This window comes from Rubellimicrobium rubrum (genome assembly GCF_006152115.1).
Taxonomy (GTDB): domain Bacteria; phylum Pseudomonadota; class Alphaproteobacteria; order Rhodobacterales; family Rhodobacteraceae; genus Rubellimicrobium; species Rubellimicrobium rubrum.
This window is the reverse complement of the sequence record NZ_VDFU01000008.1, coordinates 89,005-115,311: the sequence shown is the minus strand read 5'-3', so window position 1 is coordinate 115,311 and position 26,307 is coordinate 89,005. Positions and strand designations below refer to the sequence as shown.

General features: G+C 68.3%; 32 protein-coding genes. 13 read left to right on the top strand and 19 right to left on the bottom strand.

Features of this window, described 5'->3' with window-relative positions; genetic code table 11:
* Positions 1-7 precede the first annotated feature (7 nt).
* From FHG66_RS09270 to FHG66_RS09240, 7 genes are all read right to left on the bottom strand, one after another.
* On the bottom strand, positions 8-1,078 hold the full coding sequence (locus tag FHG66_RS09270; RefSeq protein ID WP_139076464.1) for a threonine aldolase family protein: 1,071 nt from the start codon (positions 1,076-1,078) through the stop codon (positions 8-10).
* Complete coding sequence (locus FHG66_RS09265; RefSeq protein WP_139076463.1) at positions 1,075-1,530, bottom strand: YcgN family cysteine cluster protein; 456 nt, start codon at positions 1,528-1,530, stop codon at positions 1,075-1,077. The genes FHG66_RS09270 and FHG66_RS09265 overlap by 4 nt, the downstream gene beginning before the upstream one ends.
* Positions 1,523-2,449: a bifunctional riboflavin kinase/FAD synthetase gene (locus FHG66_RS09260; protein WP_139076462.1), complete on the bottom strand. Its 927-nt coding sequence runs from the start codon at positions 2,447-2,449 to the stop codon at positions 1,523-1,525. Before FHG66_RS09260 ends, FHG66_RS09265 begins: the two co-directional genes overlap by 8 nt.
* A 76-nt stretch (positions 2,450-2,525) precedes the next feature.
* The gene (locus FHG66_RS09255) at positions 2,526-3,140 is read right to left on the bottom strand and encodes a class I SAM-dependent methyltransferase (protein WP_139076461.1); all 615 of its coding nucleotides are present in this window, start codon (positions 3,138-3,140) and stop codon (positions 2,526-2,528) included.
* Positions 3,141-3,197: 57 nt separating this feature from the next.
* Positions 3,198-4,076 (bottom strand): HAD family hydrolase, encoded by an 879-nt coding sequence (locus tag FHG66_RS09250; RefSeq protein WP_139076460.1) that lies wholly within the window; start codon positions 4,074-4,076, stop codon positions 3,198-3,200.
* 3 nt (positions 4,077-4,079) lie between these two features.
* Positions 4,080-5,000, bottom strand: coding sequence for a manganese-dependent inorganic pyrophosphatase (locus tag FHG66_RS09245; protein WP_139076459.1), 921 nt, complete (start codon positions 4,998-5,000; stop codon positions 4,080-4,082).
* Positions 5,001-5,081: 81 nt separating this feature from the next.
* Positions 5,082-5,336 carry a hypothetical protein gene (locus FHG66_RS09240; RefSeq protein WP_139076458.1) on the bottom strand — a complete coding sequence of 85 codons (255 nt, stop codon included), beginning with the start codon at positions 5,334-5,336 and terminating at the stop codon, positions 5,082-5,084.
* Between the two features lie 404 nt (positions 5,337-5,740).
* Between FHG66_RS09240 and FHG66_RS22210 the strand changes: the two genes are divergently transcribed.
* The 3 genes from FHG66_RS22210 (at position 5,741) to groL (ending at position 9,474) form a co-directional block, all read left to right on the top strand.
* Positions 5,741-7,300, top strand: a complete 1,560-nt coding sequence (locus tag FHG66_RS22210; RefSeq protein ID WP_139076457.1) for a BON domain-containing protein — start codon at positions 5,741-5,743, stop codon at positions 7,298-7,300.
* A 176-nt stretch (positions 7,301-7,476) separates the two neighbouring features.
* Positions 7,477-7,794: a co-chaperone GroES gene (groES, locus tag FHG66_RS09230; RefSeq protein ID WP_139076456.1), complete on the top strand. Its 318-nt coding sequence runs from the start codon at positions 7,477-7,479 to the stop codon at positions 7,792-7,794.
* Between the two features lie 36 nt (positions 7,795-7,830).
* Positions 7,831-9,474 carry a chaperonin GroEL gene (gene groL, locus FHG66_RS09225; protein WP_139076455.1) on the top strand — a complete coding sequence of 548 codons (1,644 nt, stop codon included), beginning with the start codon at positions 7,831-7,833 and terminating at the stop codon, positions 9,472-9,474.
* A 153-nt stretch (positions 9,475-9,627) separates the two neighbouring features.
* On the opposite strand, the gene FHG66_RS09220 is transcribed toward groL, so the two are convergent.
* The 5 genes from FHG66_RS09220 to FHG66_RS09200 all read right to left on the bottom strand — a co-directional run bounded on the left by FHG66_RS09220 (position 9,628) and on the right by FHG66_RS09200 (position 12,396).
* Complete coding sequence (locus FHG66_RS09220; RefSeq protein ID WP_139076454.1) at positions 9,628-10,116, bottom strand: GNAT family N-acetyltransferase; 489 nt, start codon at positions 10,114-10,116, stop codon at positions 9,628-9,630.
* Positions 10,113-10,556, bottom strand: coding sequence for an NUDIX domain-containing protein (locus tag FHG66_RS09215; RefSeq protein ID WP_139076453.1), 444 nt, complete (start codon positions 10,554-10,556; stop codon positions 10,113-10,115). Before FHG66_RS09215 ends, FHG66_RS09220 begins: the two co-directional genes overlap by 4 nt.
* Positions 10,557-10,641: 85 nt before the next feature.
* On the bottom strand, positions 10,642-11,706 hold the full coding sequence (locus tag FHG66_RS09210) for a 5-(carboxyamino)imidazole ribonucleotide synthase (RefSeq protein ID WP_139076452.1): 1,065 nt from the start codon (positions 11,704-11,706) through the stop codon (positions 10,642-10,644).
* Positions 11,699-12,178 (bottom strand): 5-(carboxyamino)imidazole ribonucleotide mutase, encoded by a 480-nt coding sequence (gene purE / locus FHG66_RS09205; protein WP_139076451.1) that lies wholly within the window; start codon positions 12,176-12,178, stop codon positions 11,699-11,701. The genes FHG66_RS09210 and purE overlap by 8 nt, the downstream gene beginning before the upstream one ends.
* Positions 12,178-12,396 (bottom strand): YdcH family protein, encoded by a 219-nt coding sequence (locus tag FHG66_RS09200; RefSeq protein ID WP_139076450.1) that lies wholly within the window; start codon positions 12,394-12,396, stop codon positions 12,178-12,180. Before FHG66_RS09200 ends, purE begins: the two co-directional genes overlap by 1 nt.
* 161 nt (positions 12,397-12,557) lie before the next feature.
* On the opposite strand from FHG66_RS09200, the gene FHG66_RS09195 reads away from it, so the two are divergent.
* From FHG66_RS09195 to FHG66_RS09185, 3 genes are all read left to right on the top strand, one after another.
* Positions 12,558-12,980 carry an Hsp20 family protein gene (locus tag FHG66_RS09195; protein WP_139076449.1) on the top strand — a complete coding sequence of 141 codons (423 nt, stop codon included), beginning with the start codon at positions 12,558-12,560 and terminating at the stop codon, positions 12,978-12,980.
* Positions 12,977-13,222, top strand: coding sequence for a DUF1150 family protein (locus FHG66_RS09190; protein ID WP_246082530.1), 246 nt, complete (start codon positions 12,977-12,979; stop codon positions 13,220-13,222). The genes FHG66_RS09195 and FHG66_RS09190 overlap by 4 nt, the downstream gene beginning before the upstream one ends.
* A gap of 103 nt (positions 13,223-13,325) precedes the next feature.
* Entirely contained in the window at positions 13,326-13,856 is a 531-nt protein-coding gene (locus tag FHG66_RS09185; RefSeq protein WP_139076448.1) for a cytochrome b, read from the top strand.
* Positions 13,857-13,912: 56 nt separating this feature from the next.
* Here the strand turns inward: FHG66_RS09185 and FHG66_RS09180 are convergent, their stop codons facing one another.
* Together FHG66_RS09180 and trxB are read right to left on the bottom strand one after the other, a co-directional pair.
* A complete protein-coding gene (locus FHG66_RS09180; RefSeq protein ID WP_139076447.1) occupies positions 13,913-15,613 on the bottom strand; it encodes a bifunctional sulfate adenylyltransferase/adenylylsulfate kinase in 1,701 nt (566 codons plus the stop codon).
* 183 nt (positions 15,614-15,796) lie between these two features.
* Positions 15,797-16,792, bottom strand: a complete 996-nt coding sequence (gene trxB / locus FHG66_RS09175; protein ID WP_139076446.1) for a thioredoxin-disulfide reductase — start codon at positions 16,790-16,792, stop codon at positions 15,797-15,799.
* Between the two features lie 153 nt (positions 16,793-16,945).
* Between trxB and FHG66_RS09170 the strand changes: the two genes are divergently transcribed.
* A complete protein-coding gene (locus FHG66_RS09170; protein ID WP_139076445.1) occupies positions 16,946-17,425 on the top strand; it encodes an Lrp/AsnC family transcriptional regulator in 480 nt (159 codons plus the stop codon).
* 4 nt (positions 17,426-17,429) lie between these two features.
* On the opposite strand, the gene FHG66_RS09165 is transcribed toward FHG66_RS09170, so the two are convergent.
* From FHG66_RS09165 to lgt, 4 genes are all read right to left on the bottom strand, one after another.
* On the bottom strand, positions 17,430-18,242 hold the full coding sequence (locus tag FHG66_RS09165) for a Hint domain-containing protein (RefSeq protein ID WP_246082529.1): 813 nt from the start codon (positions 18,240-18,242) through the stop codon (positions 17,430-17,432).
* A 364-nt stretch (positions 18,243-18,606) separates the two neighbouring features.
* Entirely contained in the window at positions 18,607-19,362 is a 756-nt protein-coding gene (gene pgeF, locus FHG66_RS09160) for a peptidoglycan editing factor PgeF (protein WP_139076444.1), read from the bottom strand.
* Positions 19,363-20,418, bottom strand: coding sequence for a class I SAM-dependent methyltransferase (locus FHG66_RS09155; RefSeq protein ID WP_139076443.1), 1,056 nt, complete (start codon positions 20,416-20,418; stop codon positions 19,363-19,365).
* Positions 20,415-21,311: a prolipoprotein diacylglyceryl transferase gene (gene lgt, locus FHG66_RS09150; protein WP_139076442.1), complete on the bottom strand. Its 897-nt coding sequence runs from the start codon at positions 21,309-21,311 to the stop codon at positions 20,415-20,417. The genes FHG66_RS09155 and lgt overlap by 4 nt, the downstream gene beginning before the upstream one ends.
* Before the next feature lie 96 nt (positions 21,312-21,407).
* Here lgt and FHG66_RS09145 point away from each other — a divergent pair, with 96 nt between their 5' ends.
* The 5 genes from FHG66_RS09145 (at position 21,408) to FHG66_RS09125 (ending at position 24,625) form a co-directional block, all read left to right on the top strand.
* Positions 21,408-21,707: an accessory factor UbiK family protein gene (locus FHG66_RS09145; protein ID WP_139076441.1), complete on the top strand. Its 300-nt coding sequence runs from the start codon at positions 21,408-21,410 to the stop codon at positions 21,705-21,707.
* Positions 21,708-21,891: 184 nt separating this feature from the next.
* Positions 21,892-22,395 carry a type III secretion system chaperone family protein gene (locus tag FHG66_RS09140; RefSeq protein WP_139076440.1) on the top strand — a complete coding sequence of 168 codons (504 nt, stop codon included), beginning with the start codon at positions 21,892-21,894 and terminating at the stop codon, positions 22,393-22,395.
* A 138-nt stretch (positions 22,396-22,533) separates the two neighbouring features.
* A complete protein-coding gene (proC, locus tag FHG66_RS09135) occupies positions 22,534-23,340 on the top strand; it encodes a pyrroline-5-carboxylate reductase (protein WP_139076439.1) in 807 nt (268 codons plus the stop codon).
* Complete coding sequence (locus FHG66_RS09130) at positions 23,337-23,681, top strand: tRNA-binding protein (RefSeq protein WP_139076438.1); 345 nt, start codon at positions 23,337-23,339, stop codon at positions 23,679-23,681. The genes proC and FHG66_RS09130 overlap by 4 nt, the downstream gene beginning before the upstream one ends.
* Positions 23,678-24,625, top strand: a complete 948-nt coding sequence (locus tag FHG66_RS09125; RefSeq protein ID WP_139076437.1) for a 2-hydroxyacid dehydrogenase — start codon at positions 23,678-23,680, stop codon at positions 24,623-24,625. The genes FHG66_RS09130 and FHG66_RS09125 overlap by 4 nt, the downstream gene beginning before the upstream one ends.
* Here FHG66_RS09125 and FHG66_RS09120 read toward each other — a convergent pair.
* A complete protein-coding gene (locus FHG66_RS09120) occupies positions 24,622-25,203 on the bottom strand; it encodes a thymidine kinase (protein WP_139076436.1) in 582 nt (193 codons plus the stop codon). The two genes, FHG66_RS09125 and FHG66_RS09120, sit on opposite strands and share 4 nt — an antisense overlap.
* Positions 25,204-25,392: 189 nt before the next feature.
* Here FHG66_RS09120 and FHG66_RS09115 point away from each other — a divergent pair, with 189 nt between their 5' ends.
* On the top strand, positions 25,393-26,220 hold the full coding sequence (locus FHG66_RS09115) for a heparin lyase I family protein (protein WP_139076435.1): 828 nt from the start codon (positions 25,393-25,395) through the stop codon (positions 26,218-26,220).
* Positions 26,221-26,307: the final 87 nt, after the last annotated feature.

Here is a 26,307-nt window from a genome sequence, read left to right as displayed (position 1 = left end):
CCGGGGCCTAGCACGGAGGCACGGCAGCCGGAACGGGCTGCCCAGCCGCAACGGCAAGGAAGCGGTCCACGGCCCCGGTGCCCAGCGACCAATCGCAGACAAGGCGGCAGAGGAGGGGCTCGTCGGGGTCACCCTCCTCCAGCGGACCGTCCCAAAGGTGGTAGGTCGCGCCCGCATCCCGCAGGCGCTGGTGCATGGCGCGTGGCAGGCGCACGAAGACGAGGTTGGCGTCCGGCTCCCATTCCGGCGTCACGCCGAGGCTTCGCAGCCCTTCGACCAGCAGGGCCAGCGCCGAATTGGCCGAGCGTGCCATCTCGAGCCACAGACCATCGGTCAGGTAGGCCGCCATCTGAGCGCCCAGGTAGCGGCCCTTGCTGAACAGATGGGCGGCGCGCTTGCGTCGCAGCTCCATCTCCCATGACTGCGCGGGGTCAAAGAGGATCACCGCTTCGACGCCCATCAACCCGTTCTTGGTGCCGCCGAAGCTCAGCGCATCCACGCCCGCCTTCCAGGTCATCTCGGCCGGCGTGCAGTCCAGGGCGACCAGCGCGTTGGCGAAGCGGGCCCCGTCCATGTGGACGCGGGCGCCGAACTCACGGGCGACCGCCGTCAGGGCGCGGATCTCGTCGAGCGAATGGACGGTGCCCTTTTCGGTGGCCTGGGTGATCGACACCGGACCGACCTGCGGGCCATGGACGCTACCCAGCCGGGCCATGGCGGGGCGCAGAACCTCGGGCGTCAGCTTGGCCTGTGGGGCGGGCAGCCCCAGCAGTTTCGCGCCGCCCGTAAAGGCCTCGGGCGCGTTGCACTCGTCCTCGTGGATATGCGCCATCTCGGTGCAGAAGACCGCATCCCATGGCCGAGCCAGCGCAGCCAAGGCAAGTGAGTTGGCCGCGGTCCCGGTGGCGACCAGGTGCACGGCAGCATCCGGCGCCTCAAAGATCTCGCGGATGCGGGCGACGGCCTCCTCGGTCCAGCGGTCGGTGCCATAGGCCGGGACATGGCCCTCGTTGGCGTCGATGATGGCGCTGATCACGCGCGGATGGACCGGGCCTGCGTTGTCGCTGGCAAAGTTCACGTGCCGGGCTCCTCGATGATGTGGTCTTCCCATTCGTCGTCGGTGATCTCGGCCTCCGAGACGGTCATGTCCGCGACCGACATGCCCGCGCGGTGGACGCTGTCCGGGTCGCCGCTGAGAAGGGGGTGCCAGTCGAGCAGGGGCCGCCCCTCGTAGCGCAGGCGGTAGGCGCAGGTCTGGGGCAGCCAGTACATGTTCTTGCGAAGGGTCTTGGGCGTCAGCACGATGCATTCCGGCACATAGTCGTGCCGCGTCGGATACTTGCTGCACCGGCAGGTCGATCCGTCGAGCAGCCGGCAAGCCACGTTGGTCAGCGCGACCTCGCCCGTGTCCTCGTCCTCGAGCTTGTTGAGGCAGCATTTCCCGCAGCCGTCGCAGAGCGCCTCCCATTCGGGGCGCGTCAGCGACCGCAGGGGAAGCTCCCAGAAGCGGGGGCGCAGGTCGTCAGGCATGGGCCAGGATCTCGCGGGCCTGGGCGCAATCGGCGTCCATCTGCCGGATCAACGCCGGAAGGCCGTCAAAGGTCATCTCGGGCCGTAGATAGTCGAGCAGGGCGACCGACAGCGTCGCTCCGTAGATGTCGCCCGCGAAGTCGAACAGGAAGGTTTCGCAATTCGCCTGATTGACCCCGAACATCGGCCGCACCCCGATCGAGGCCGCGCCGCCGTAGCTGCCCGCATGGGGGCCGTCGAGGATATCGACCTTGACGGCATAGACGCCGAACCGGGGAGGATGCAGGCCCGCGATGCTCATGTTCGCGGTAGGATAGCCCAAGGTCCGCCCGCGCTGGTCGCCCTGAATCACCGGGCCCTCGATCCTGTGCCAGTGCCCGAGCATCCGCGCCGCATCGCGGGGCCGCCCGTCCGTCAGGGCTTGGCGGATGGCGGTCGATGACACCTCGCCGTCGCCGACCTCGACCATCGGGGCGATGGTGACGTCGAGCCCGGCCTCGTGCCCCAGGGCGCGCAGGACCTCGGCCGTCCCGGTGCGGCCCTTGCCGAAGCGGAAATCCGCGCCCACCACCGCGTGCGACAGGCCCAGGTCGCGGACGAGGACGTCGCACACGAAGTCCTCCGGGGTCAGCGACGCCAGCGCGGCATCGAAGGTCACTTCGAACAGGGTGTCCACGCCCAGCCGCTCCAGCCGGTGCGCCTTGGCTTGGGCGTTCATGAGACGGAAGGGCGGGGCGTCGGGCGCGAACCATTCGCGCGGATGGGGCTCGAAGGTGACGACGCCCAGCGCCGCGCCGGTCCGGCGTGCGGCATCCAGCACGGCCTGATGCCCCAGGTGCACGCCGTCGAAGTTCCCGATGGCCGCCGAGGTGCCCCGGGCCCCGGGCGGGATGGCATGACGGTCGCGAAGGATGAGCATGGGCGGCTGGTTAGCTGTCCAGCGTAGAAGGCGCAACCCGACACGGTGATGCCGCCCTGGCCTTTGGCCATCGGCCTCAGGCTCGCCCGATCACCATCCAGAGAGGGTCGCCGCGCCCGCCGGGCGGCAGGGGCTCGCGGATCTCGACCGCGTCGAACCCGGCCTCGGTCAGATAGGCCGACACCAGCCGCGCCTGGTCGCGCCCGCCCAGCGCCAGCCAGATCGCCACCGCCTTGGTCGGGAAGCAGCGGTTGGAGAACGAGACGACCAGCGGCCCGCCCGGACGAAGCACCCGGCGCAACTCGGTCAGCACGGCCACGGGGTCCTGGAGATACTGGATCGACACGCACAGGCAGGCGGCATCGAAGGACGCGTCCTCCAGCGGCAGCACAGGGTCGGCATTGAGGTCCTGCACCCACCAGTCGGACAGGCGGGGATTGGCGGCCAGCTCCTCTGCATTCATGCCATGGCCCGTGACCACATAGTCCAGCTCGGGCGGCAGATGGCTCACCCAGCTCGACATCAGGTCAAGGACGGCACCCCCGACGGGAAGGATCTCGCGGTAGGTTTCGGTGATCGCCGCGATGACCTGGTCGTCGATATGGGTGACGAAGCGGGGCACCTGGTAGAAGCGGCTGTCGGGCGTCGTGTCGTCCTTGCGGAACGCCTCGGGTGGAAGCTGAAGCGGCATGGGAAGCTCCGGAATGATCCTTCCGGAGCTATGCCGCCCGGCCGCCCCGCCCAGCGCCTAGCGGAGGAACCCGATGGCGTAGGTGGGCTTCAGGCGCTCCACCTCCAGATAGGCGTCCAGCGCGCCCTGATCGGGCTGGCCGCCCGGGGTCGTCCGCGTCTCGGCGGCGGCAAGGCCTCCGGTGATCATCAGGCTGTCCAAGCCTTCGCCCACCGCGCCTGCGATATCGGTCAGAATGCCGTCGCCCACGCAGATGATCTTGTCGTCTGGTGGCATCAGCCCGATCTGCGAAAGCCGCCTGCGCGCCAGATCGTAGATCGGCGCATGGGGCTTGCCGAAATAGAGGCTTTCGCCCCCCATCTCTTCGTAGAGCCGGGCCAGGGCGCCCGCGCACCATTCCCGGCTTTCGCCGCGGTCGACCACGAGGTCGGGATTGGCGCACAGGAGACGAAGCCCCTTGGCGATCGCCAGCTCAAAGCCGGGACGGTTCACGTCTGGATGCGCGAACGGATCGAAGGGGCCGCAGCAGACGATGCCCTCGGCCTCGTCCAGCGGGACTTCGGTGATCGGGACGGGGTTCTGGACGATGCGGGGCGGTTCCAGGAACACGCGGTCGCGCTCTTCGCCCATGAACCAGATCAGGTTGCCGACGGCGCCCTGGAACAGCGCCACCCGGCCGGCATCGCCCGAGGTGGCTATGGCGTCCCACGACTCGCGCGGGATGCCCAGCCGTTCGATCTGCGCTTCCACGCTGGCGCGGGGGCGAGGGGCGTTGGTGACCAGGATCACCTTTCCGCCCCGCTCCCGGTAGGCCGTCATCGCGGCCACGGCCTCGGGGAACGCCCTAAGGCCGTTGTGCATGCAGCCCCAAAGGTCCACGAAGGCCGCGTCGTAGCGGTCCGCGATCTCCGCGAAGCCCTGGATGATCTGCGCCACGGGTCAGGCGACCTTGAGCGAAGGAATGATCTGCTTCTTGCGCGACATGATACCCGGCAGAACCACTGTGTCGCCGCTCACGGTAGCGCCGAAGGAGGCTTCGGCCACCTTCTTGGTCAACTCATTGGGGATCAGCATCGTCGCTTCCTCGTTGAGGATGTCCACGACGAACAGCAGCACCTGCTGCGCCCCATCCTCGGCGGCGACCTGGGGCATGGCGGCCATCAGGGCGTCCTTGCGGGCCAGGATCTGCTGGGGCGACACGGTTTCCAGGACCGAGACGCGGAAGTCCATGCCGTCCACGGTGAACTCCTTGGAGTCCATGCGCAGCAACTCGGCCTCGGAGAAGGCAGACACGTCGGACTTGGCCGCGAACATCTCGGCGGCATAGGACGGGATGTCGATCCCGAGATCCTGCGCCAGCTGCTCGGCCAGGCGGCGGTCCACCGGCGTCGTGGTGGGCGAGCGGAACTCGAGAGTGTCGGACAGGATCGCGGACAGCGCGAGGCCCTTGATGCCTTCGGGCGCGTGGCCGCCATGACCGCCCATCAGCTGCCACAGCAGCGTGGCGGTGCAGGCGAGAGGGCGGATCGTCACCTCGATGGGGTTCTTGGTCTCGAGGCCGGGGACCAGCTTGTGGTGGTCGATGATCGCCCGGATCTCGGCGCGGTTGATGTTGGCGGGCAGCTCGGCCGGGTTGTTGGTGTCCACGATGACCACGGGCTGGCCGTCCTCGACGTCCAGGATCTGCTCGGGCAGCTCAAAGCCCCAGCGCTTGGCCACGAACTGCGCCTCGGTGTTGGGCGTCCCCAGGAGCCGCGCCTCCGCAGGCTCGCCCACATGGTCGAGGAACCAGGCCCAGATGATGGGCGAAGCGGTCGAGTCGGTGTCGGGCGATTTGTGGCCGAAGACGAAGATGGTCATGTGGCAGGGTCCCCAGGATGGTATGCGCGACCCCATAGCGGGGGGCGGCACGCTTGTCCACGCGCCGCCCCCGGCCCGGCCTTACAGGCCATGGGTCGGCGCCGTCAGGCGCTGGCCCCAGGCAATGAGCATGGACCCCAGCCGCATCCGCAGCCACGAGGGCCGGACCATCGCCGGTTCGGGCGGGGGCAGGTCGCCCAGCCGCAGGAACTGCGTCGTGGCGGCGGGGCAATCGAAGCGCAGCCGCTCAGGCGAGGAGCGGCGCAGGACCCGGCGTTCCTCGAACGGCAAGGAGGTGTGGTCGATCCGATGATCGACCGTGTGGAACGGAAGCATGGTGGCGATCTCACGGGAGCCCAGCCCGGGGCAATCGGAGCGATGTCAGGCTGGCGATGAGGGTCTGGCCGCAGGAAGCGGCCGGGGGAAGCTGCGGGCGCCTTCAATAGGCAGCGGGTGCAAATCCTTGGTGCATGAGCAGCCTCCATCGTCGGTGCGGCAATGCCGCGCCACAACGTGGCACATACCAGGATTCATGCGCTCGCGCCAGCGTGATTGTTCGTGAGGTGTCGATTTTTTCTGAGTTGGCGGCAGACTGTTCCGCCGGCGCAACTCAGCCGGCCGCCTCGTTTCGCGATCTGCCCATGGAACAGACAAGACGGCGACTCGTTCATCCTTCGCAGAACCGAAGCTCGTCGGGGCGACGGGCAACCGGTTCGTGGCAGTCAACTCAGGAGGAGAAGATGGCCAACAATCACGATGACGATCGGCAGTTCGGCGGGAGCCGCGGTTCCCAGGACTATGGCCAGGGCAGCGGCTTCGGCAGCGGCCAGCACAATCAAAGCCAGCATGGCCAAAGCCAGGCAGGCCGCGACCAGTACAGCCACGGCAACCCCGGCAGCCCAGGCAACCAGGGCGGCACCTATGGCGGCTCGGGAGGCAGCTATGGTGGCGCTTATGGCGGCAGCCAAAGCCATCAAGGGCACCAAGGCGGCGTCCAGGGCGGTTTCGGCTCTTCCGGCGGCTATGGTCAGGGCTCCGGCATGGGATCGGGCTTCGCGGGCAGCCAAGGGTCGGGCAACTACGGCCAGTCGGGCTACGGCTCTGGCGGCCAGGGTGGCCAGCAGAGCTATGGCGACATGGGCTCGGGCAGCTTCGGCGGCTCGCAGGGCGGCTACGGTTCGCAGGGCGGCCAGGGTGGCTTCGGCATGGGCGGCTATGGCTACGGCCAAGGCGGTCAGCATAACCAGAACGCCGGCAGCGGGCAGCACAACTACGGCTACGGCCAGCAGTCCGGCTCGACCTTCGGGCAGGGCGGCCAAGGCGGTCAGGGCGGCTATGGCCAAGGCACCGGCGGCTTCGGCGGCGCGGGGCAGGGCTCGTTTGGCAGCTACAGCGGCCAGGGCGGGTCGAGCTTCGGCGGCCAGGGCTACGGCTCCTCAGGCGGCTATGGTCACGGCGGGCACCAGCAGAACCAGCACGGCTCCTCGGGTGGCCAGCAGGGCGGCTACGGTCAGGGCAGCGGCCTTGGCATGGGCGGCTATGGCCAGGGCTCCTCGTCGTCCCAGGGCGGATATGGCCAGCACAGCCAGTATTCGGGCCAGGGCGGCCAGCAGGGCGGCTACTTCGGATCGGGCCATGACCAGGGCTACGGCCAGCAGAACCAGTACAGCAACCAGGCCGGCCAGCAGGGCGGCATGGGCGGCGGGTTCGTCGGCGGCCTGATCGGCGCGGCGGCCAGCGCGCTGGGCTTCGGTGGCGAACAAGGGCAGCAGCAGCGTGGCCGCGGTCCCAAGGGCTACACCCGCTCCGACCAGCGGATCGAGGAAGACGTGAACGAGCGTCTCTCCCAGGCCGGCATCGACGCGTCCGAGGTCGATGTCTCGGTCAGCAGCGGCGAGGTCACCCTGTCGGGCACCGTCAACTCCCGTTGGGAGAAGCGGCGTGCCGAGGACATCGCGGATGACGTGTCGGGCGTGAAGCACGTTCAGAACAACATCCGCGTGCAAAGCCAGTCGTCGGGCTTTGGCGCGATGTCCGGCGGAGCCTCGTCGGGTTCGTCGATCGGATCGTCCGGCTCCTCGACGGGATCGTCGTCGGGCTCCAGCCTGGGATCGTCCGGGTCGCTGGGTTCCAGCGGATCCTCCGGAACCTCGGGCACGACCTACGGAGCCCCGGGCTCATCGCTGAGCGGCTCGGGATCGTCGAGCACCGCAAGCTCGGGCACCACGGGCAGCAGTGAATCGATGTCGGGTTCCAGCGGGTTGGGCTCGACCTCCGGCTCCTCGTCCAGCCGCAGCTGACCCGCATCCATCGGATCGGCACGGACCGGCCGCCTTCGGGCGGCCGGTCTCGTTTCGGTGATCGACCCTGTTGACAGCCGCCCAGCGGTTTCCTATCTCGGCGTTGCTGGCACTCCTGAACGGTGAGTGCTAACAGAGCCAGAGATTCAAACCACAAGACCACTGGGAGCTTCACAATGGCCTCGTTCAAGCCGCTTCACGATCGGGTGCTGGTGCGCCGCGTCCAAGGCGAAGAGAAGACCAAGGGGGGGCTCATCATCCCCGACAACGCCAAGGAAAAGCCTGCCGAAGGTGAAGTCATCGCGACCGGCGAAGGCGCCCGCAAGGACTCCGGCGAACTGATCGCCCCCTCCGTCAAGGCCGGCGACCGCATCCTGTTCGGCAAGTGGTCGGGCACGGAAGTGACGCTGGACGGTCAGGAATACCTGATCATGAAAGAGTCGGACATCCTCGGCATCATCGAGTCGTCCGCCGCCCAGGCCGCTGCCGCCTGATCCCTTTTCACTGACATTCCAAGGAGACAGCAGATCATGGCTGCCAAGGACGTCAAGTTCGACACCGATGCCCGCAACCGCATGCTGCGCGGCGTCAACGTACTCGCCAACGCCGTCAAGGTGACCCTCGGCCCCAAGGGCCGCAACGTGGTCATCGAAAAGTCGTTCGGCTCCCCCCGGATCACCAAGGACGGCGTCACCGTCGCCAAGGAGATCGAACTCGAGGATCGCTTCGAGAACATGGGCGCCCAGATGGTCCGCGAAGTCGCTTCGCGCACCAACGATGAGGCCGGCGACGGCACCACCACCGCCACCGTTCTCGCCCAGGCCATCGTCATCGAGGGCATGAAGTCGGTCGCCGCCGGCATGAACCCGATGGACCTCAAGCGCGGCATCGACCTCGCCGTTCAGAAGGTCATCGAGAACATCAAGTCCTCCTCGCGTCCCGTGAAGGACTCGGACGAGGTTGCCCAGGTCGGCACCATCTCCGCCAACGGCGAAGTCCAGATCGGCCGTTTCATCGCTGACGCGATGCAGCGCGTCGGCAACGAGGGCGTCATCACCGTCGAAGAGAACAAGGGTCTCGAGACGGAAGTCGAAGTCGTCGAAGGCATGCAGTTCGACCGCGGCTACCTGTCGCCCTACTTCGTGACCAACGCCGAGAAGATGACCGCCGACCTCGAGGATGCCTACATCCTCCTGCACGAGAAGAAGCTGTCGTCGCTCCAGCCGATGGTTCCCCTGCTCGAAGCCGTGATCCAGTCGCAGCGCCCGCTCGTCATCGTCGCCGAGGACGTGGAAGGCGAGGCTCTGGCCACGCTCGTCGTCAACAAGCTGCGTGGCGGCCTCAAGATCGCCGCCGTCAAGGCTCCGGGCTTCGGTGACCGCCGCAAGGCCATGCTGCAGGACATCGCGATCCTGACCGGCGGCCAGGTGATCTCCGACGACCTCGGCATGAAGCTCGAGAACGTCACCCTCGACATGCTGGGCCGCGCCAAGAAGGTCGTCATCAAGAAGGACGACACCACCGTCATCGACGGTGCCGGCGACAAGGCCGAGATCGAAGCCCGCGTCTCGCAGATCCGCGCCCAGATCGAGGAAACCACCTCGGACTACGACCGCGAGAAGCTGCAGGAGCGTGTTGCCAAGCTGGCCGGCGGCGTTGCCGTCATCCGCGTCGGCGGCATGACCGAGATCGAGGTCAAGGAGCGCAAGGACCGCGTCGATGACGCGCTCAACGCGACCCGCGCTGCCGTTCAGGAAGGCATCGTGGTCGGCGGCGGCGTGGCGCTCGTCCAGGCTGCCAAGGTTCTCAAGGACCTCAAGGGCATCAACTCCGACCAGGACGCGGGCATCTCGATCGTCCGTCGCGCCCTCGAAGCCCCGATGCGCCAGATTGCCGAAAACGCCGGCGTCGACGGCGCCGTGGTGGCCGGCAAGGTCCGTGAGTCCGAAGACAAGGCCTTCGGCTTCAACGCCCAGACCGAAGAGTACGGCGACATGTTCGCCTTCGGCGTGATCGACCCCGCCAAGGTGGTTCGCACCGCGCTCGAGGACGCCGCGTCCGTGGCCGGTCTGCTCATCACCACCGAGGCGATGGTTGCGGACAAGCCCAAGGACGAGAAGGCCCCCGCCGGCGGCGGCATGGGCGGCGGCATGGGCGGCATGGGCGACTTCTGATCGCCTGACCGACCGACAGACCAAGGGAAAGGGCGCCTCCGGGCGCCCTTTTTCGTTCCGTCCCTTCGGGTCCTGAAGTGCGACGCCTTCGCCGGGCCTGACGGGCCCGCCTCGATCTACTTGGCTATCCTTCGCCCGTCCGGGCCGAACCTGTCAGAGCGGTTTCTCCAGCCGGATCCGCACATGCGTCCGCTCCCCGATCCGGGTCGCCGCAAACACCTTGGGCGCCCCGAACCCCTGAACCTCCCAGAAGGCCCGCCCGCGAGGGTTCGCCTCCAGGACGGCAAGGAGCAGGCGCACAGCCCCGCGCTCCCGAGCGGCAGCCTCCACATGGCGCAGGAAGATCCGGCCCAGCCCACGCCCGCGCGCGTCCGCCGCCAGCATCATCAGGCCGAGATAGGCGTCGGTCGGATTGGGATAGCCGAACGCCAGATCGGCCAGACCCAGCAGCCGTTCCTCGTTGAACAGCCCAAGCTTGAGCGACTTCGATGGATTGCCGCCCGGTGGCGCGTCGGAAAAGAACTCCTCCACCATGGCAAGAGTGGGCACGCGCCCCGATTCGAGATCCAGGTAGTCCGAAGCCCGCGCATAAAGATCCAGCACCGCATCCTGGTCCGTCCCCGGATGCAGCGGACGGATCATCGCAGGATGGGCTCCAGCGGATCGTAGGCAATGCCTCCCGGATCACCCCAGGCCACGGCGGCCAGGCTGTCCGGCTTGACTGTCAGCGCCGTCATCTCCTCACGGGTGACCCAGATGCGGTGCGTGACGACGCCCTCCGGGTCCACCCAGTCGCCCTCTGGATCACCCCCCAGGATGTGGCAACGGAAATAGATGTCCACCTGATGAAACGACCCATGCGGATCGTGGAACTCGTTCACGAGGCATGGCGGGCCGACCTCCACCGCCAGGCCGGTTTCTTCCCGGATCTCTCGGACCAGAGCCTGCGGCAGGGACTGGTGCACTTCAACCCCGCCGCCCGGCGCGCACCACAGATGCGTGCGGCCCTTCCAGGCGTTGACGAGGAGGAGGCGGTCGTCGCGCAGGATCAGCGCACGGACGGCAAGGCGGGGCGTCGGCATGCCCTCAGGGTGGCGCGTTGGTGGTCGCCCCGCAAGAGGGGACACGAGCCAAAGCCCACGGCCCTCCTTGCCGGTGTGGCGGGACCTAACGCCTGATGCGGTTCACATGGCCCATCTTGCGGCCTTCGCGCGTCTCGGCCTTGCCGTACAGGTGGATCTGCGCGCCGTCCGCCAGCAGGTCGGGCAGCCGGTCCATGTCATGGCCGATCAGGTTTTCCATCACGACATCCGCGTGCCGCTTGCCATCGCCCAGCGGCAGCCCCGCGATGGCGCGGATATGCTGCTCGAACTGGTCGATCAGGCACCCGGCCTCGGTCCAGTGGCCCGAGTTGTGGACGCGCGGCGCAATCTCGTTCACCAGAAGGCCACGGGGGGTCACGAAGAACTCCACCCCCAGCACTCCCACATAGCCCAGCGCGTTCAGGATGCGGGCCGCCGCAAGGACCGCATCGCTTCGCATCCCTGGCGACAGGCGGGCGGGCACGGTGGTCGTCCGCAGGATGCCGCCCTCGTGGACGTTCTCGCCGGGGTCATAGGCCGCCACCGACCCATCGAGCCCCCGCGCGGCGATGACCGACACCTCGCGGTCGAAATCGACAAAGCCTTCCAGGATGGCCGCCCGCCCGCCGATCTGAGCGAACGCTGCCTCGGCCCCCTCGGGCGACAGGATGCGCGCCTGCCCCTTGCCGTCATAGCCCATGGTCCGCGTCTTGAGGATCGAGGGCGTCCCAATCACCGTCAGCGCCTGTGCAAGATCCTCCGCGTCGTCCACGGCCGCGAAGCGCGCGGTCCTCAGGCCCAACTCGTGCAGGAAGGTCTTCTCGTCCAGCCGATCGCGCGAGGTGGCCAGCGCCTTGCGGTTCGGACGGATCGGCACGACCGCCTCTATGAGGTCCAGAGCGGCGGGCGGGATGTTCTCGAACTCGTAGGTCACGACCTGGACGGACTGAGCAAAGGCCCGCAGCGCCTGTTCGTCCCCATAGGACGCATGCGTCGCGACCCGCGCCACCTCGGCCCCCGGGGCGCCCTGGTCCGGATCGTAGATGTGGACACGGTAGCCCAGCCGCGCGGCGGCCACCGCCAGCATCCGGCCAAGCTGTCCGCCACCCAGGATGCCGATGGTCGCCCCGGGGGCAAGCACGTCAGTCATGCGGCACCTCGGGGACCGAGGCCGACAGCGCGTCGCGCCACGCCTCCAGCCGCTCGGCCAAGCTGTCATCCGACAGCGCCAGGATGGACGCCGCCATCAGCGCCGCGTTCACGGCCCCCGCCGCCCCGATGGCCATGGTCGCCACCGGAAAGCCGCGCGGCATCTGCACGATGGAATACAGCGAATCGACGCCGCCCAGGGCTTTGGTCTCGATAGGGACGCCGATGACGGGCAGGGGGGTCTTGGACGCCATCATGCCGGGCAGGTGCGCCGCGCCCCCGGCCCCTGCGATGATGACCCGGATGCCGCGGCTCTTGGCCTCTTTGCCATAGGACCAGAGCCGGTCCGGGGTTCGATGGGCCGACACGATCCTGTCCTCGTGCGGGACGCCAAGCTCGTCCAGGACGCGCGCGGCTTCGCGCATGGTGGGCCAGTCCGACTGGCTGCCCATGATGATCCCGACATAGGCCATCAGGCGATGATGTCCGGCAGGAGACGATCCTCGATCATCCGGATGCGGTCCTTGAGAGCCAGCTTTTCCTTCTTCTTGCGGCGGATCGTCAGCATGTCGCGCGACCCTTCCGCCTCAAGGGCCTGGATCGCCTCATCAAGCTCCCGGTGCTCGCGCCGGAGCACGTCGAGCTCGACGTGCAGCACTTCGGACTCGTCCATCGCGGCTGTAATGTTCATCGGATCCTCGCAAGGGTGCGAGAACATTAACGTGTCAGGCCCGCCCCGACCAGCCCCGGGGCTCTTGCTGGAGCCCAAGAGCTTCCCCATATTTGCCACAAGCGGTTGCCTACCATGGGGACCGTGACTGACGGTCGCTTTCGCGCAAAGGACGTGTCGCAATGACGAAACTCACCTTGGGGACCCATCCGTACCTGCTGGGGTTCGAGCAGCTCGAACGCCTGGTCGAACGGACCGCCAAGACCGGGAACGACGGATACCCACCCTACAACATCGAGCAGACCTCGGATCGGTCCTACCGGATCACCCTCGCGGTGGCCGGCTTCACCGAAACCGACCTCTCGATCACCGTCGAGGATCGGCAGCTCGTGATCCGCGGGCGGCAGGTCGAGGACGGCGAAGGACGGGTCTTTCTGCACCGGGGCATCGCGTCACGCCAATTCCAGCGGAGCTTTGTGCTGGCCGAAGGCGTTGAGGTAGGTGAGGCGGTGATGGAGAACGGTCTCCTTCATGTCGACCTGACCCGCCATGTCCCCGAGACGGTCGTCCAGACCGTCCGCATCAAAAGGAGTGCGGTCAAGTGACTGGTCCCTATGCAAACCACCGCGCCAAGCCTGATCTGAAGGTTATCGGCGCGGACATCGTCTATGTGAAGCCCATCGCTGTCGCCGACCTCCCCGAGGAACTGCGCGAGCAGGCGGGCGAGTTGGAGACCATCTTTGCCGTCCATGACGCCGAAGGCCAGCAACTCGCGCTGGTGGCGGATCGCGACCTCGCCTTTGTGCTTGCGCGGCAATACGACCGGGTGCCGGTGACAGTCCACTGATGCAGGCACCCCCGACGAGGCGGGCAGGGGATTGACGACCCGGCCCGCCGGATCAGGTTTATCCGGGCAGGGGCAGCGGGGCCCCGACGACCGGACCCAAGGCATGACCACGACACCTACGACTCCCTCGGCGCGCGCGGCTCATGCGCGGCATGGCTATTCCTCCTACCAGATCACGCTGCACTGGACGGTTGCCGTCCTCGTGGTGGTGAACTGGCTGATCGGCGGAGGCATGTCACAGGTCTATGAGGCGGTGCAGCAAGGCCAGTCCATTAGCCAATGGGGTCCGGCTTTCGTGCACATCTGCCTCGGCATCGCGATCTTCCTGATCATGCTGGGCCGCTTGGCCGCCCGGCTCCGGCGCCCGGTCGAAACGGCGGCGGGCAGCAAGCATCACATCCTGGCCCTGCTGGGACGGCTCAACCATTGGGCCTTCTATATCGTTCTGCTGCTGATGCCGCCTTTGGGCGTTCTGGCCTGGTTCTTCGGCATCGACGCGGCCGGAAACCTGCACAGCTTGCTGGCCTGGGTTCTGCTGCTGCTGGTGGTGCTGCATGTGGGCGGGGCGCTGCTGCACCTTGTCCTGGGCGAGAACATCATCCGCCGCATGGTCCGCCCCACTGCGGGCACCTGACGGTCGCAGCCTGTCGCTGGATGTGAAAAGGGGGCCTTGCGGCCCCCTTTGTCGTGTCAGCCCTTGATGAGGCCCATGCTTTCCAGCTTCAGGATCACCTGATGCGCGCAGGTATCGACATCGAGCCCCTCGGTGTCGACACGCAACTCCGGGCTCGCCGGCACGTCATAGGGGTCCGAGATGCCCGTGAACTCCTTGATCTTGCCTTCGCGGGCCAGCTTGTAGAGTCCCTTGCGGTCGCGGCGCTCGCACTCGTCGATCGATGTCGCCACATGCACCTCGATAAAGGCGCCGAACGACTCGATCATCTCGCGCACTTCGCGGCGGGTGGTCGCGTAGGGGGCGATGGGCGCGCAGATCGCGATGCCACCGTTCTTGGTGATCTCGCTCGCGACATAGCCGATGCGGCGGATGTTGATGTCGCGATGCTCCTTGGAGAAGCCCAGCTCCGACGACAGGTGCTTGCGCACCACGTCCCCGTCGAGAAGCGTCACCGGACGCCCGCCCATCTCCATCAGCTTGACCATCAGCGCGTTGGCGATGGTGGACTTGCCCGAGCCCGAGAAGCCGGTGAAGAACACCGTGAATCCCTGCTTGGACCGCGCGGGCGAGGTCTTCCGCAGCTCCTTGACCACCTCAGGGAAGGAGAACCATTCCGGGATCTCCAGCCCTTCGCGCAGGCGGCGGCGCAGCTCGGTCCCCGAGATGTCGAGGACGGTCGATCCGGCGGGCACCTCGTCCACGGGGAAGTACTGCGCCTTCTCCTGAACGTAGACCATCTGCTTGAAGTCGACCATCTCGATGCCGATCTCGGCCTGGTGCTGGCGCACCAGATCCTGCGCGGCGTAGGGGTCGTAGAAGTCCTTGCCCTGGCTGTTCTTGCCCGGACCCGCATGGTCGCGTCCCACGATGAAGTGCGTGAGCCCGTGGTTCTTGCGGATGATCGCGTGCCACAGCGCCTCGCGCGGACCAGCCATCCGCATGGCGAGGTTCAGAAGCGACAGGTGTGTGGTCGAGGACGGGTACTGGTCCAGCACCGCCTCGTAGCAGCGGACGCGGGTGAAGTGGTCCACGTCGCCCGGCTTGGTCATGCCGACGACGGGATGGATAAGCAGGTTGGCCTGCGCCTCACGCGCGGCACGGAAGGTCAGCTCCTGGTGGGCGCGGTGCAGCGGGTTCCGGGTCTGGAACGCCACGATCCGGCGCCAGCCCATCTTGCGGAAGAAGGCCCGCAGCTCATTCGGCGTGTCGCGACGCGCCTTGAAATCATAATGGACGGGCGGCGTCAGGCCGGTGATCGGCCCGCCCAAGTACACCTTGCCCGCCTTGTTGTGCAGGTAGTTCACCGCCGGATGGGCAGGGTCGTCGGCGCCGAACACCTTTTCCGCCTCGACCGCCTTGTTGGGCACCCATTTGTCGGTGACGGACAGGACGGCGAGGATCACCCCCTCCTGGTCACGCAGGGCGATGTCCTGCCCGACCTCTACCTTGTCGGCGAACGCCTCGGACACGTCGAGCGTCACCGGCATCGGCCAAAGCGTGCCGTCCTTCAGCCGCATGCTATCCACGACCGAGTCGTAGTCCGCCTGCCCGAGAAAGCCCTTGAGCGGGAAGAACCCGCCGTTCATCAGCAGCTCGAGATCGCAGATCTGCCGGGCCGACAGGTCATGGCTCGGCAGGTTGCCGGCCTCGACCTTCAGCTTCTGAGCCGAATCGGCGGACACGTAGAGCTCTGGGATCGGGCCGAGGTTCTGCATCGGAGAGGGACCTTCGTCGGAGGCGGATACGGAGGAGTCCAGCATTCGAAAGCTTTCTGGCGAAAAGGCACACGGGTTAGCGCGCCCCCGTAACGGCGGCGCGAGCGCGCTGCAAGGAGGGAAAGGCCCCAAGGTCACGAAACGCCGCATTGCAGCATCAGCAAGGCGGCCCGTGCGAACGCCTTACCAATGCGAGAAAGCGGGGCTCGGATCCTGGGTCTTGGACAGCGTCTCGCCCAGGTGGGTCATAGGCTGCGCGGCCAGCCATCGCTCCGCATCCAGGGCGGCCATGCAGCCCATCCCGGCGCTGGTCACCGCCTGACGGTAGACGTGGTCCGTCAGGTCGCCCGCGGCGAACACGCCCTCGACGCTGGTCCGGGTGGAGCCGGGCTCGATCTTGACGTAGCCGCCGTTGTGCAACTCCAGCTGCCCATCGACCAGTTCCGAGGCCGGGGCGTGGCCGATGGCGACGAAAAAGCCGGTCGCGGGCACGTCGCGGACAGCACCGGTCCTGACATCGCGCAGGCGCACGCCCGTCACGCCCTGCTCGCCCAGGACTTCCTCGATCGCGTGGTTCCAGATCACGTCGATCTTGGGATGCCGGAACAGCCGGTCCTGCATGATCTTCTCGGCCCGCAGCGTGTCGCGGCGGTGAACCAGCGTCACCTTGCTGGCGAAATTCGTGAGGAACAGCGCCTCCTCCACCGCGGTGTTGCCGCCGCCCACGACCACGATCTCCTGGTTCTTGTAGAAGAACCCGTCGCAGGTCGCGCAGGCCGACACGCCAAAGCCCTTGTACTTTTCCTCCGACGGCAGCCCGAGCCACTTGGCCCGCGCGCCCGTGGCCAGGATGATCGCATCGGCCAGCCAGACCTGCCCCGAGTCCGTCTCGGCCCGGAACGGCCGCTTCGACAGGTCGAGCCGGGTCACGAGGTCGGTGACGATGTCCGCGCCCATCTCGCGCGCATGAGCCTCCATCCGCATCATCAGCTCGGGCCCCTGGACGCTGGTATCGCCCGGCCAGTTCTCCACGTCCGTCGTCGTCGTGAGCTGCCCGCCCGGCTCCATGCCCTGGATCAGCACGGGCGCGAGCATCGCGCGCGCGGCATAGACGGCAGCCGTGTAACCGGCGGGGCCGGACCCCACGATCAGAAGCCGGACGTGACGCGGATCGGCCATGGTTCATCTCCCTCGGGCGTGCAGGGCCTGCATATAACCTGCCGCACCAGCCTGCGGAACCCTCGCGCCCTGCATGGCGACAATGTGTGGCGCGAAACATAATTGCGCGTGCCGGGGGTGGCCTGTAGGGTCGCGCGGATTGACGGAGGACCCATGCCCGGCCAGCGGCTCGACCATATCGACCGGCACATCCTGGCCCTGCTCCAGGCGCAGGGCCGCATGACCAACGTCGAACTGGCCGCCCGCGTCGGGATCTCGCCGCCGCCCTGCCTGCGCCGCGTCCGCGCGCTGGAGGAGGCCGGGTACATCCGCGGCTACCACGCCGACATCGACCCCCAGCGCCTTGGCTTCGAGGTCAGGGCCTTTGCCCATGTCCGCCTGAAAAGCCAGGCCGAACCCGACCTGCAGGCCTTCGAAGCCCTTGCGCGCGAATGGCCCTATGTCCGCGAATGCCACATGCTGAGCGGCGAGGTGGACTTCATCCTCAAATGCGCGGCCCCCGACCTGCGCGCCTTTCAGCGCTTCCTGACCGAGGCCCTGACCCCGGCGCCGAACGTGGCCAGCGTCAAGACCAGCCTCGTGATCCGCAGCGGCAAGGACGAGCCCGGCGTTCCGGTCCCCCCCGCATCCTGACCCATCAGACCGCGTCGAACAGATCGAGGTCGTGCCGCCGGAGCCGGGGCAGCGCGGGATCGCCAAAGGACAGCAGGTCCGGGTGCTGCGGGAAACAGCTCTGGAACAGGGCCAGGTGATCGCCCCGGAGCGAAAGCGCGTGCAGCGGGCCGGGATGATAGCTTTCCACCTCTATGCCATTGGCCAGAAGCGTTTCGTGGCGGGCGAAGGCCAGGTGATAGACCTCGACCGGAGAAGGGGGCGTCACCTCGACAAGGCTCACCCCGTCCACCAGATCCGCTGCCGGAACGAGCGCGGCATCCCGCCCCGTGAGCAGGCGCACGGCGGGGCGGCGAACCACGACCCGCGCGCGCGGCCCGAGCACGAGATCCTGGAACGGTTTCCCCAGTCCCATCGACTCGGCGGCGACACGGGTCAGCCGTGTCATCGCGGGATCCTGGCCCTCGCCCCGGGGGACGATCACTGTCGATCCGCGCCAGAGCACCCGCGCCGTTCCCCCGTCCGCGATGCGCAGCACCATGCCGGGCCACACATCCTCGACCGAGACCATGCCCCGGTCGGACGCAAAGATCGTGCCGCGCGCAAAGGCGGAGAAGGGCTCTTCGAAGGCGGGCAGGGACGGGAGGAGGCAGCTCGTCTCCTCGATCCCGCCGCGTGGCGACAGGGTGACCACCTCCACGCGCCGCAGCAGCGTCACGGCCCTGCGGGTCGGGCGCTCCGCACCCAGGCCAGGCGTCGGCGCGCTCCCGGGCTCGGGCAGGAAGGGAAGGGAGCGGCCTGCGGCCGTCCCGGGCGGGGGTCCATACGTCTTGGTCATCCGATCACCGTTCGGTGCGTCACGCCAGCTGTCGGCCCCCACCGACAACAGCCATGAAGAATGGCTTCCCCCCTTGGATCGCCCGAGCGCTGACGCCCAGTCAAATACCGGGGCGGGTGAGCTGAACGCGCAGGGTCAATCATCCAAAGGCTGGGGCGATTGTCCCAATCCATCGCCAGACCTCGCCCCGGGCGTGTGCCTGCGGTCCGGCCAACCGGTCCAGCCGGCCGAATCGGACGGATCGGCCCATACAGGGTCATGGGTGGGCCATGCAGCCGCGTCATCATCCAGGCTCCGGCAGGGCGGGGGTGCCCTGCACGGACAACCTGCACGAGGGCCGGTTAAGGTGGCGTAACGACCGGCCCTAAAGCCGGATGGCGGCGATCAGGCGCCCGTAATCCGCCTCGCGCGCATGGACCGATCGGCGGTAGCTGAAAAAGCGGTCGGCCATGGAATAGGTGCAGTGCCGCGTCCAGGCCGCCTCGCCCAGGCCCGCCTGCCGGAGCCGCTGAAGCCCATAGCCCGGAAGGTCGAACAGCAGCCGGTCCCCCTTGCCGCTGGCGAAGTGGCGCGCGGCGCGGGGATCCTCGGCCAGAATCTGGTCCATGAACTCGGGCCCGACCTCATAGGCACGCTGGCTGATCGTGGGCCCGATGGCCGCATGGATGCGGTTCGTCCGGGCGCCCAGCCGCTCCATGGCCGCCACAGTGGCCTCGAGGACGCCGCCCAGCGTGCCCTTCCAGCCCGCATGGGCCGCCCCGATGACCCCGGCCTCGGCATCGGCGAACAGCACGGGTTGGCAGTCGGCGGTCAGGACCGACAGCGCAAGGCCCGGAACGCGCGTGACCAGCGCGTCGGCCCGGGGCCGGGTGGCAAGGGGGCCTTCGACCACCACCACATCGGCGGAATGGACCTGGTTCACGCCAACCAGCGCCTCGGCGGGAACGCCCATCGCCTCGGCCACCCGGCGGCGGTTGATGGTCACGGCCTCGGCCTGGTCGGTCGAGCCCTGCCCGCAGTTGAGGCCCGCGAAGACCCCCGATGACGCACCCCCCGCGCGGCCGAAGAAGGCGTGGCGAACGGGCTCCAGCACGGGCGATGTGATGATGTCGAGGCTCAACTACTCAAATCCAGGCGGCGGTGGGGTATGGGGCGGATGGAAGGCCACCGCTTTGAACAGCGTCCCCATTTCGTCGGGGAGGGTCAAGCGCCGCAGCGCAGCGAGGTGCGACATCAGGCGATCCCCCGCAAGCTTCCGCGCCAGCGCCTCGGCCCGCTGGGCGATGCCGAGCCGGAGGAGCAGTTCGCCCTGGGTCGCCATGGTCGTGGCGCGGGCGGGCAGGGCGGCGCGGGCGAGCGCCTCGAAATCCACATGAGCCGTGAGGTCCGCCTCGCCGGGCGTCCCGAGGGTGTCGGCATAGGCGTGGCGCGCCACGGCCTGGAAGCTGTCGCCCGTCAGGTGCCAGCCGCCGTAATCCACCACCAGCGCCGCGCCACCATGCGCGGCGATGCGGCGGCCGATCTCGCCCATGATGCCGGGCAGGGCGGGGCAATGCTCGACCACCTCTCCTTCGGGGGTGTCGGCCAGCCGCTCCGCCAGCACCGGAACCTGTCCCAGCGGTCGAAGGCCCCAGCCCAGTTGCCCGTCCGACAGCCCTACCACCCGCTCGGACCAGCCAAAGGGCTCTCGCAGGAATTGCCGGATCGGCAGCGCATCGAAGAATTCGTTGGCCAGCAGGAACAGGGGCGCGTCGGGCAGGCCCTCCACCGTGTCGTGCCAGACCGCGCCCGGCACCCGCTTGGCCTGCTCGGCCCGCAGCGTGGGCGAGGCCTCGACCAGATGCACCGACAGCGCGTCGTGGAACCCCGGCACCCGGAGCGTCGCCCGCAGCACGTCGGCCATGAGCGTCCCGCGCCCCGGCCCGATCTCGGCCAGCACGAACGGCGCAGGTGCGCCCTGGTCAATCCAGGCCTGCGCGAGGGCCAGCCCCAGGCATTCCCCGAACATCTGGCTGATCTCGGGCGCGGTGGTGAAGTCGCCCGCCGCGCCCAGGGGATCGCGTGTCGCGTAGTAGCCATAGCGCGGGTGCAGCAGGCATTCCGCCATGTAGTCCGCCACCGTCATCGGCCCCGTCGCGGCGATCCGCTCGGCCAGGAGGCGGGCCAGAGGCGTCACGCCGGGACCGCCCGCGTCCGCCGCCGTGCCCAAAGAATGAGCAGCGCGCCCGCCAGCAGAATCGGCAGCGTCAGCAGTTGCCCCATCGTCAGCCCCCAGCCGTTCCAATGGACGGCAAGGCCCAAAGGATTCCCGGGCGACACGAACTGCGCGTCGGGCTGGCGCACGAACTCCACCAGGAACCGCGCGATGCCGTAGCCGGCCAGGAACACCCCCGTCAGCAACCAGCGCCGCCGCAAAGCCCCCCAGCGGAACGCCAGCAGGATCAGGAGAGTCCCTAGCAGCAGGCCCTCCAACCCCGCCTCGTAAAGCTGCGACGGGTGTCGCGCGCAGGCATCGACCGCGCCGGGGCAGTCCTGCGCCGCCTCGCCCGGAAAGATAACGCCCCAGGGCAGGGTGGTCGGCCGGCCCCAAAGCTCGGCGTTGATGAAGTTGGCGATGCGTCCCAGCAGGATCGCCGGGGGCGAAGCCAGGGCGATGGCATCCGCGACCCCGCCCAAGGGGGCCTTCTCGCGCCAGCAGAACACGAGGATGGCCGTCGTCACCCCCAGGAACCCGCCGTGAAAGGACATGCCGCCCTGCCAGATGGCCGGGATCTCCCACCAGGTCTCCAAGTAGTAGCCGGGGCGGTAGAACAGCACATAGCCCAGCCGCCCGCCCGCGATGATCCCCAGGATGATCCAGGTCAGCAGCGCCTCGAGCTGCGCGGGCGTCATCGGCGGGACGCCCCCGGCCCAAAGATGCGGGCGCTTCAGGGCGGCGACCGCGATCCGCCACCCGATGACGATGCCGACGATGTAAGCCAGCGCATACCACCGCAGGGCGAAATGCAGGCCGAAGATCGTCACGGAAAAGATCTCGGGCGAGATGTCGGGAAAAGGGATGCCGGTCATAAGCCCTTTCCTTGGGCAGGACCGCGCGGGGTGTCAACCTTGCGTGGGGGCGCGGCTCCCCCCATATCTCGATACGACCAGATGCCGGAGCGCCCCATGCAGACCAAGAACAAGTTTCTCGACGATATGTCGCAACTCGTGACCAACGCCATGGGCGTCGCGCAGGGCGCGAGGGACGAGGCGCAGGGCGCGATGAAGTCCCTGGTGGATCGCATCCTGGCCGACCGCAACCTCGTGACCCGCGAGGAGTTCGAGGCCGTGCGCGCCATGGCCCAAAAGGCCCGCGAGGAGAACGACGCCCTGTCCGCCCGCATCACCGCGCTCGAGTCGCGTCTCCAGGGCGCGGCCCATGAGGTGCAATCCCAGGACGAATGGCCCGGTTCCCCCGGCGCCTGACAAAGCGGCAAGGGCGTGTCGTTCACGCCCGTGTTCCCGTTTGTCCCCAAGAAACCGCTTTACAGACTCGCCGTAAGCCTCACCATATCTCGTAGGGGGCGGTGGCAAGCCCACCGAACCTTGGAGCAGGCAACGCGCTCCGGACGCATTCCGCTCCGGGACGCCACAGCAAGGGGCCCGAGCTATGACCATCTCCGAAACCTATCTCGACGAAGGCGAAATCCACCCGATCGACGTGGTGGAAACCATCGCCACGCATTACGAGTGGGACTTCGACCGCGTGGCCGAGAACCAGATCGCCATGACCCTCGAAGGTCAGTGGCGCTCCTATGCGCTGACCCTTGCCTGGTCCCCTTCGGACGAGACCCTGCGCCTTCTCTGCACCTACGAGCTCGACCCGCCTGCGGACCGTTTGCCCGCGCTCTTCGACCTCCTGAACCGGATCAACGACCTGTGCTGGGCCGGCTCCTTCACCTGGTGGGAGGAGGAGAAGATGGTCGTGTTCCGCTACGGCCTGGTGCTGGCGGGCGACCAGATCGCGAGCCCCGAGCAGATCGACACCATGATCCACGCCGCGATGATGAGCGCGGAGCGCTTCTACCCCGCCGTGCAACTGGCCGTCTGGGGCGGCAAGTCGCCCAAGGACGCGATGCAGGTCGCCATCGCCGAGGCCTATGGCCGCGCCTGACCCGCCTCACGGCAACGATCTCGACGGCCGGGCCCAGCGCCCGGCCGTTTCGTTTTGCCCAACCGCGCCTGAAACCCAGCCGTGCTTGAAGCGGCCCCGCCGTGCCCCTAGGGTCGCCCCGACTTCTCGGGGGATGCGATGGCGATGGACGATGTGGCGGCGCGGGGGCTCGTGCTCCTGGGCTGCGGTAAGATGGGATCGGCGCTGCTGAGGGGTTGGCTCGCCAGGGGGCTGCCGCCTTCTGCCGTCCATGTGATCGAGCCGAATCCGTCCGACTGGCTCCGCTCCACCGGCGCGGCCCTGAACGGCCCGATGCCCGACGCGCCCGCCGTGGCCCTGGTCGCCGTAAAGCCCCAGATGATGGGACAGGCGCTGCCCGTCATGACCGCGCTGGGCGGGGGGCGGACGCTGGTCGTGTCCATCGCCGCCGGCACGCCGCTGTCCGCCTTCGAGGCTGCCTTCGGCCCCGGCACTCCGGTCGTGCGATCCATGCCCAACACCCCCGCTGCCATCGGGCGCGGCATCACCGCCATCATCGGCAACGCTCAGGCCACGCCCGCGCATATCGCGCTGGCCGAGTCGCTCCTGTCCGCCGTGGGCGAGGTCGTGCGCCTCGACGCCGAGGCCCAGATGGACGCCGTGACCGCCGTTTCGGGCTCCGGTCCGGCCTATGTCTTCCACCTGATCGAGACCCTCGCCGCCGCAGGCGAGGCCGAGGGGCTGTCCCCCGACCTCGCCCTCCAACTCGCCCGCGCGACCGTCGCCGGGGCCGGGGCCCTCGCGCAGGAGACGGGAACCGACCCCGCCCAGCTTCGCCGGGACGTGACCTCGCCGGGCGGCACCACCCAGGCGGGCCTGGAGGTCCTGATGGCCGAGTTGCCCCCCCTTATCCGCCGTACCGTCCGCGCCGCTGCCGCGCGGAGCGAGGAGCTTGGACGCGCATGACCGACGACACGATCACCTTCGACGACTTCCTTCGCGTGGACGTCCGCGTGGGCCGCATCACCCGCGCCGAACCCTACCCGGAGGCCAGGAAGCCCGCGATCAAGCTCTGGATCGACTTCGGCCCCGAGATCGGGGAAAAGCGCTCCTCCGCCCAGATCACCGTCCATTACGCACCCGAGAAGCTTGTGGGGCAGGAGGTCTTGGCCGTGGTCAACTTCCCGCCGCGCCAGATCGGCAAGTTCGTGTCCGAGGTGCTGGTCCTGGGCCTCCCCGACGAGAACGGCGCCGTGGTCCTGGTCCAGCCCGAGCATCAGGTCCCCGTGGGCGGGCGGCTCCATTGAAGCTCCTGGTCACCCGCCGCCTGCCCGAGGCCAACATGGCCTTTGCCGCGCAGCACTTCGACACGACCTTCGCCAACAACGACCACGGCCTCTCGCCCGAGGAGGCCGCGCGGGCGCTGCGTGACTACGACGCGATCCTGCCGACGCTGGGCGACTGCTTCACCGCCGACGCCTTTGCGGGCGGCCCGTTCCGCTGCCGTATCCTCGCCAATTTCGGCGTCGGCGTGAACCACATCGACGTCGCCGCCGCCAAGGCCGCCGGGATCACCGTGACCAACACCCCCGGCGCCGTCACCGACGCCACCGCCGACATCGCGATGATGCTGATCCTCATGACCTGCCGCCGCGCGGGCGAGGGGGAGCGGATGCTCCGCGCCAGACAATGGACCGGCTGGGAGCCCACGCAGATGCTGGGCACCCATGTCACCGGCCTGACGGTCGGAATCGTCGGCATGGGCCGCATCGGCCAAGCCATCGCGCGGCGCTGCCATCATGGCTTCGGGATGCCGGTCCTTTACTACAACCGCTCGCCCAAGGCGGTGGACCTGCCCGCTCGGCAGGTGGCCGACCTTCCCGACCTCCTGCGCGAAGCCGATATCGTCGTCACCGCCGTCCCCGGCGGGGCCGAGACGCGGGGCCTGATCGGCGCGCCCGAACTTGCCCAGATGAAGCCCAGCGCCTTCCTCGTGAACATCGCCCGCGGCGACGTGGTGGACGAGGACGCGCTCATGGCTGCCCTTGAGTCCCGCCAGATCGCGGGCGCGGGCCTCGACGTCTATGCCCGCGAGCCCGAGGTCCCCGAGCGCCTCCGCGCGCTCGACAACGCCGTCTTGCTGCCCCACCTCGGCACCGCAACCCTCAGCGTGCGCGAGGCGATGGGCCGGATGGCGCTCGACAACCTTGTGGCCTTCGCCGAGGGGCGCACGCCCCCGAACACGCTCTAACGGTCGCCCACCGCCTCGCGCCAGTGGCGGCGGCAGAGCGACTCGTACCGCTCGTTGCCGCCGATCTCGACCTGCGGCCCTTCGCGAAAGGCGCGGCCCTCGGCATCCCGCCGCACCACCATCGTGGCCTTGCGCCCACAATGGCATATGGTCCGCACTTCCCGCATCTCGTCCGCGAGCGCCAGCAGCGTGGCCGAGCCCGGGAACAGCTCTCCACGAAAGTCGACCCGCAGCCCATAGGCCATCACCGGCACGCCCAAGTCGTCCACGACCCGCGCAAGCTGCCAGACCTGCGCGGGGCTCAGGAACTGCGCCTCATCGACAAAGACGCAGGCGCAAGGTCCGGTCGCCAGCCGTGCCGCGATCATCGCGTAAAGGTCGTCCTGCGGCCCGTAGGTGTCCGCCTCCGCTCCGATTCCGATGCGCGACCGGATGCGCCCTTGGCCCGCCCGGTCATCCAGCCGGGCGGTCAGCAGGTAGGTCGCCATCCCGCGTTCGTTGTAGTTGTAGGACGCCTGGAGGAGGATCGTGCTCTTCCCCGCGTTCATCGTCGAATAGTTGAAATGCAGCTTGGCCATGCCCTCAGGACTACCTCCGCAGGCCGCCCGCTTCCAGGGTTCCGGGGGCGACCGTCGCCGGATGGCGTGGCTTTGGCGCATCCCGGCCCGTCGGGGAAATCCTGACTTCCCCCATGGCGATCCCCGCTTACCTCCAGAACGAAAGGGGGGCCAAGCAGCCGCCCCCGAAACCCATGGGGAGCACGAGCCATGACGGGACGAGGTCTACTTCTGGCAGGTGGCTTGATGCTGGCCGCCAATCTGGGGCACGCGCAGGGCCTCGACTTCCAGAGCGCGGCGGTGGCCGAGAACTTTGCGGGCCTCACCCCGGCCCATTCGCAGGAGGCGTCCCTGCGCCCGGGCCGCATCGCGGTCGATACCGATCCGAACCGCATCCGCCTGGGCGCGACCTCCATCCGCATGCAGCTCGTCCCGGGCGACTGCGGGGCGCGGATCGGCGGCGGCCTTCCCGACGACTGCGCCGAGGGCAATGAGCGGATCGAGATCAACGACACCACGCCCCTGGCCGGCACCACGCTCCAGGCCTTCAGCCTGATGCTGGGCGGCGATTTTGGCCAGGCCAGCTCGGGCTCGGCGCCGACGCTGGTCCAGTGGTTCCAGCAGAATGCGGGGCCGTGCTTCTCGATCCAGTACAGCATCGCGGACCGCCGGATGTTCCTGCGCAACCGCTGCCCGCAGGGGAGCTATGGCGTCGGTGAGCCGCAGGACACCACGCTCCGCGTCAGCCCCTTTGACCAGTTCAACGAATTCGTGGTGCTGGCCAACTGGTCCAAGGGCGCGGACGGCCTGTTCCGGGTGCTGCTGAACAACCAACTCGTCTACAGCTACACCGGCCCCACGCTCGCCGCCGAGGGCGCGGACCAGGTGAACCAACGCTTCATGATCCTGCGGCCCAACGGCTTGGGCCAGATCCCCACGACCTCGACCATGTGGATCGACGACGCGATCCGGGGCGCGAGCCTTGAGGAGATTGAGCAGCGCTACGCCTTCGACCGGGCGAACCTCGGCGTGCGCTAAGCCGCATGCCTCGGGCCCGCCTTACGGGGCGGGCACCTCCTCTGGGCCGGGCGCCTTCTGCATGGCTAGGCCCGGCAAGAGCCCGGG

Bases quoted from the DNA above. Each gene is read 5' to 3' on its own strand.
- FHG66_RS09240 (WP_139076458.1), bottom strand. From the start codon at position 5,336: ATGCTTCCGTTCCACACGGTCGATCATCGGATCGACCACACCTCCTTG.
- FHG66_RS09255 (WP_139076461.1), bottom strand. From the start codon at position 3,140: ATGCCGCTTCAGCTTCCACCCGAGGCGTTCCGCAAGGACGACACGACG.
- FHG66_RS09115 (WP_139076435.1), top strand. From the start codon at position 25,393: ATGACGGGACGAGGTCTACTTCTGGCAGGTGGCTTGATGCTGGCCGCC.
- FHG66_RS09120 (WP_139076436.1), bottom strand. From the start codon at position 25,203: ATGGCCAAGCTGCATTTCAACTATTCGACGATGAACGCGGGGAAGAGC.
- FHG66_RS09260 (WP_139076462.1), bottom strand. From the start codon at position 2,449: ATGCTCATCCTTCGCGACCGTCATGCCATCCCGCCCGGGGCCCGGGGC.
- FHG66_RS09220 (WP_139076454.1), bottom strand. From the start codon at position 10,116: ATGATCCGTCCGCTGCATCCGGGGACGGACCAGGATGCGGTGCTGGAT.
- FHG66_RS09145 (WP_139076441.1), top strand. From the start codon at position 21,408: ATGCAGACCAAGAACAAGTTTCTCGACGATATGTCGCAACTCGTGACC.
- trxB (WP_139076446.1), bottom strand. From the start codon at position 16,792: ATGGCCGATCCGCGTCACGTCCGGCTTCTGATCGTGGGGTCCGGCCCC.
- FHG66_RS09170 (WP_139076445.1), top strand. From the start codon at position 16,946: ATGCCCGGCCAGCGGCTCGACCATATCGACCGGCACATCCTGGCCCTG.
- FHG66_RS09140 (WP_139076440.1), top strand. From the start codon at position 21,892: ATGACCATCTCCGAAACCTATCTCGACGAAGGCGAAATCCACCCGATC.
- FHG66_RS09180 (WP_139076447.1), bottom strand. From the start codon at position 15,613: ATGCAGAACCTCGGCCCGATCCCAGAGCTCTACGTGTCCGCCGATTCG.
- FHG66_RS22210 (WP_139076457.1), top strand. From the start codon at position 5,741: ATGGCCAACAATCACGATGACGATCGGCAGTTCGGCGGGAGCCGCGGT.
- proC (WP_139076439.1), top strand. From the start codon at position 22,534: ATGGCGATGGACGATGTGGCGGCGCGGGGGCTCGTGCTCCTGGGCTGC.
- FHG66_RS09210 (WP_139076452.1), bottom strand. From the start codon at position 11,706: ATGACTGACGTGCTTGCCCCCGGGGCGACCATCGGCATCCTGGGTGGC.
- FHG66_RS09165 (WP_246082529.1), bottom strand. From the start codon at position 18,242: ATGACCAAGACGTATGGACCCCCGCCCGGGACGGCCGCAGGCCGCTCC.
- FHG66_RS09245 (WP_139076459.1), bottom strand. From the start codon at position 5,000: ATGACCATCTTCGTCTTCGGCCACAAATCGCCCGACACCGACTCGACC.
- FHG66_RS09130 (WP_139076438.1), top strand. From the start codon at position 23,337: ATGACCGACGACACGATCACCTTCGACGACTTCCTTCGCGTGGACGTC.
- groL (WP_139076455.1), top strand. From the start codon at position 7,831: ATGGCTGCCAAGGACGTCAAGTTCGACACCGATGCCCGCAACCGCATG.
- purE (WP_139076451.1), bottom strand. From the start codon at position 12,178: ATGGCCTATGTCGGGATCATCATGGGCAGCCAGTCGGACTGGCCCACC.
- FHG66_RS09195 (WP_139076449.1), top strand. From the start codon at position 12,558: ATGACGAAACTCACCTTGGGGACCCATCCGTACCTGCTGGGGTTCGAG.
- FHG66_RS09215 (WP_139076453.1), bottom strand. From the start codon at position 10,556: ATGCCGACGCCCCGCCTTGCCGTCCGTGCGCTGATCCTGCGCGACGAC.
- FHG66_RS09265 (WP_139076463.1), bottom strand. From the start codon at position 1,530: ATGCCTGACGACCTGCGCCCCCGCTTCTGGGAGCTTCCCCTGCGGTCG.
- lgt (WP_139076442.1), bottom strand. From the start codon at position 21,311: ATGACCGGCATCCCTTTTCCCGACATCTCGCCCGAGATCTTTTCCGTG.
- FHG66_RS09185 (WP_139076448.1), top strand. From the start codon at position 13,326: ATGACCACGACACCTACGACTCCCTCGGCGCGCGCGGCTCATGCGCGG.
- FHG66_RS09200 (WP_139076450.1), bottom strand. From the start codon at position 12,396: ATGAACATTACAGCCGCGATGGACGAGTCCGAAGTGCTGCACGTCGAG.
- groES (WP_139076456.1), top strand. From the start codon at position 7,477: ATGGCCTCGTTCAAGCCGCTTCACGATCGGGTGCTGGTGCGCCGCGTC.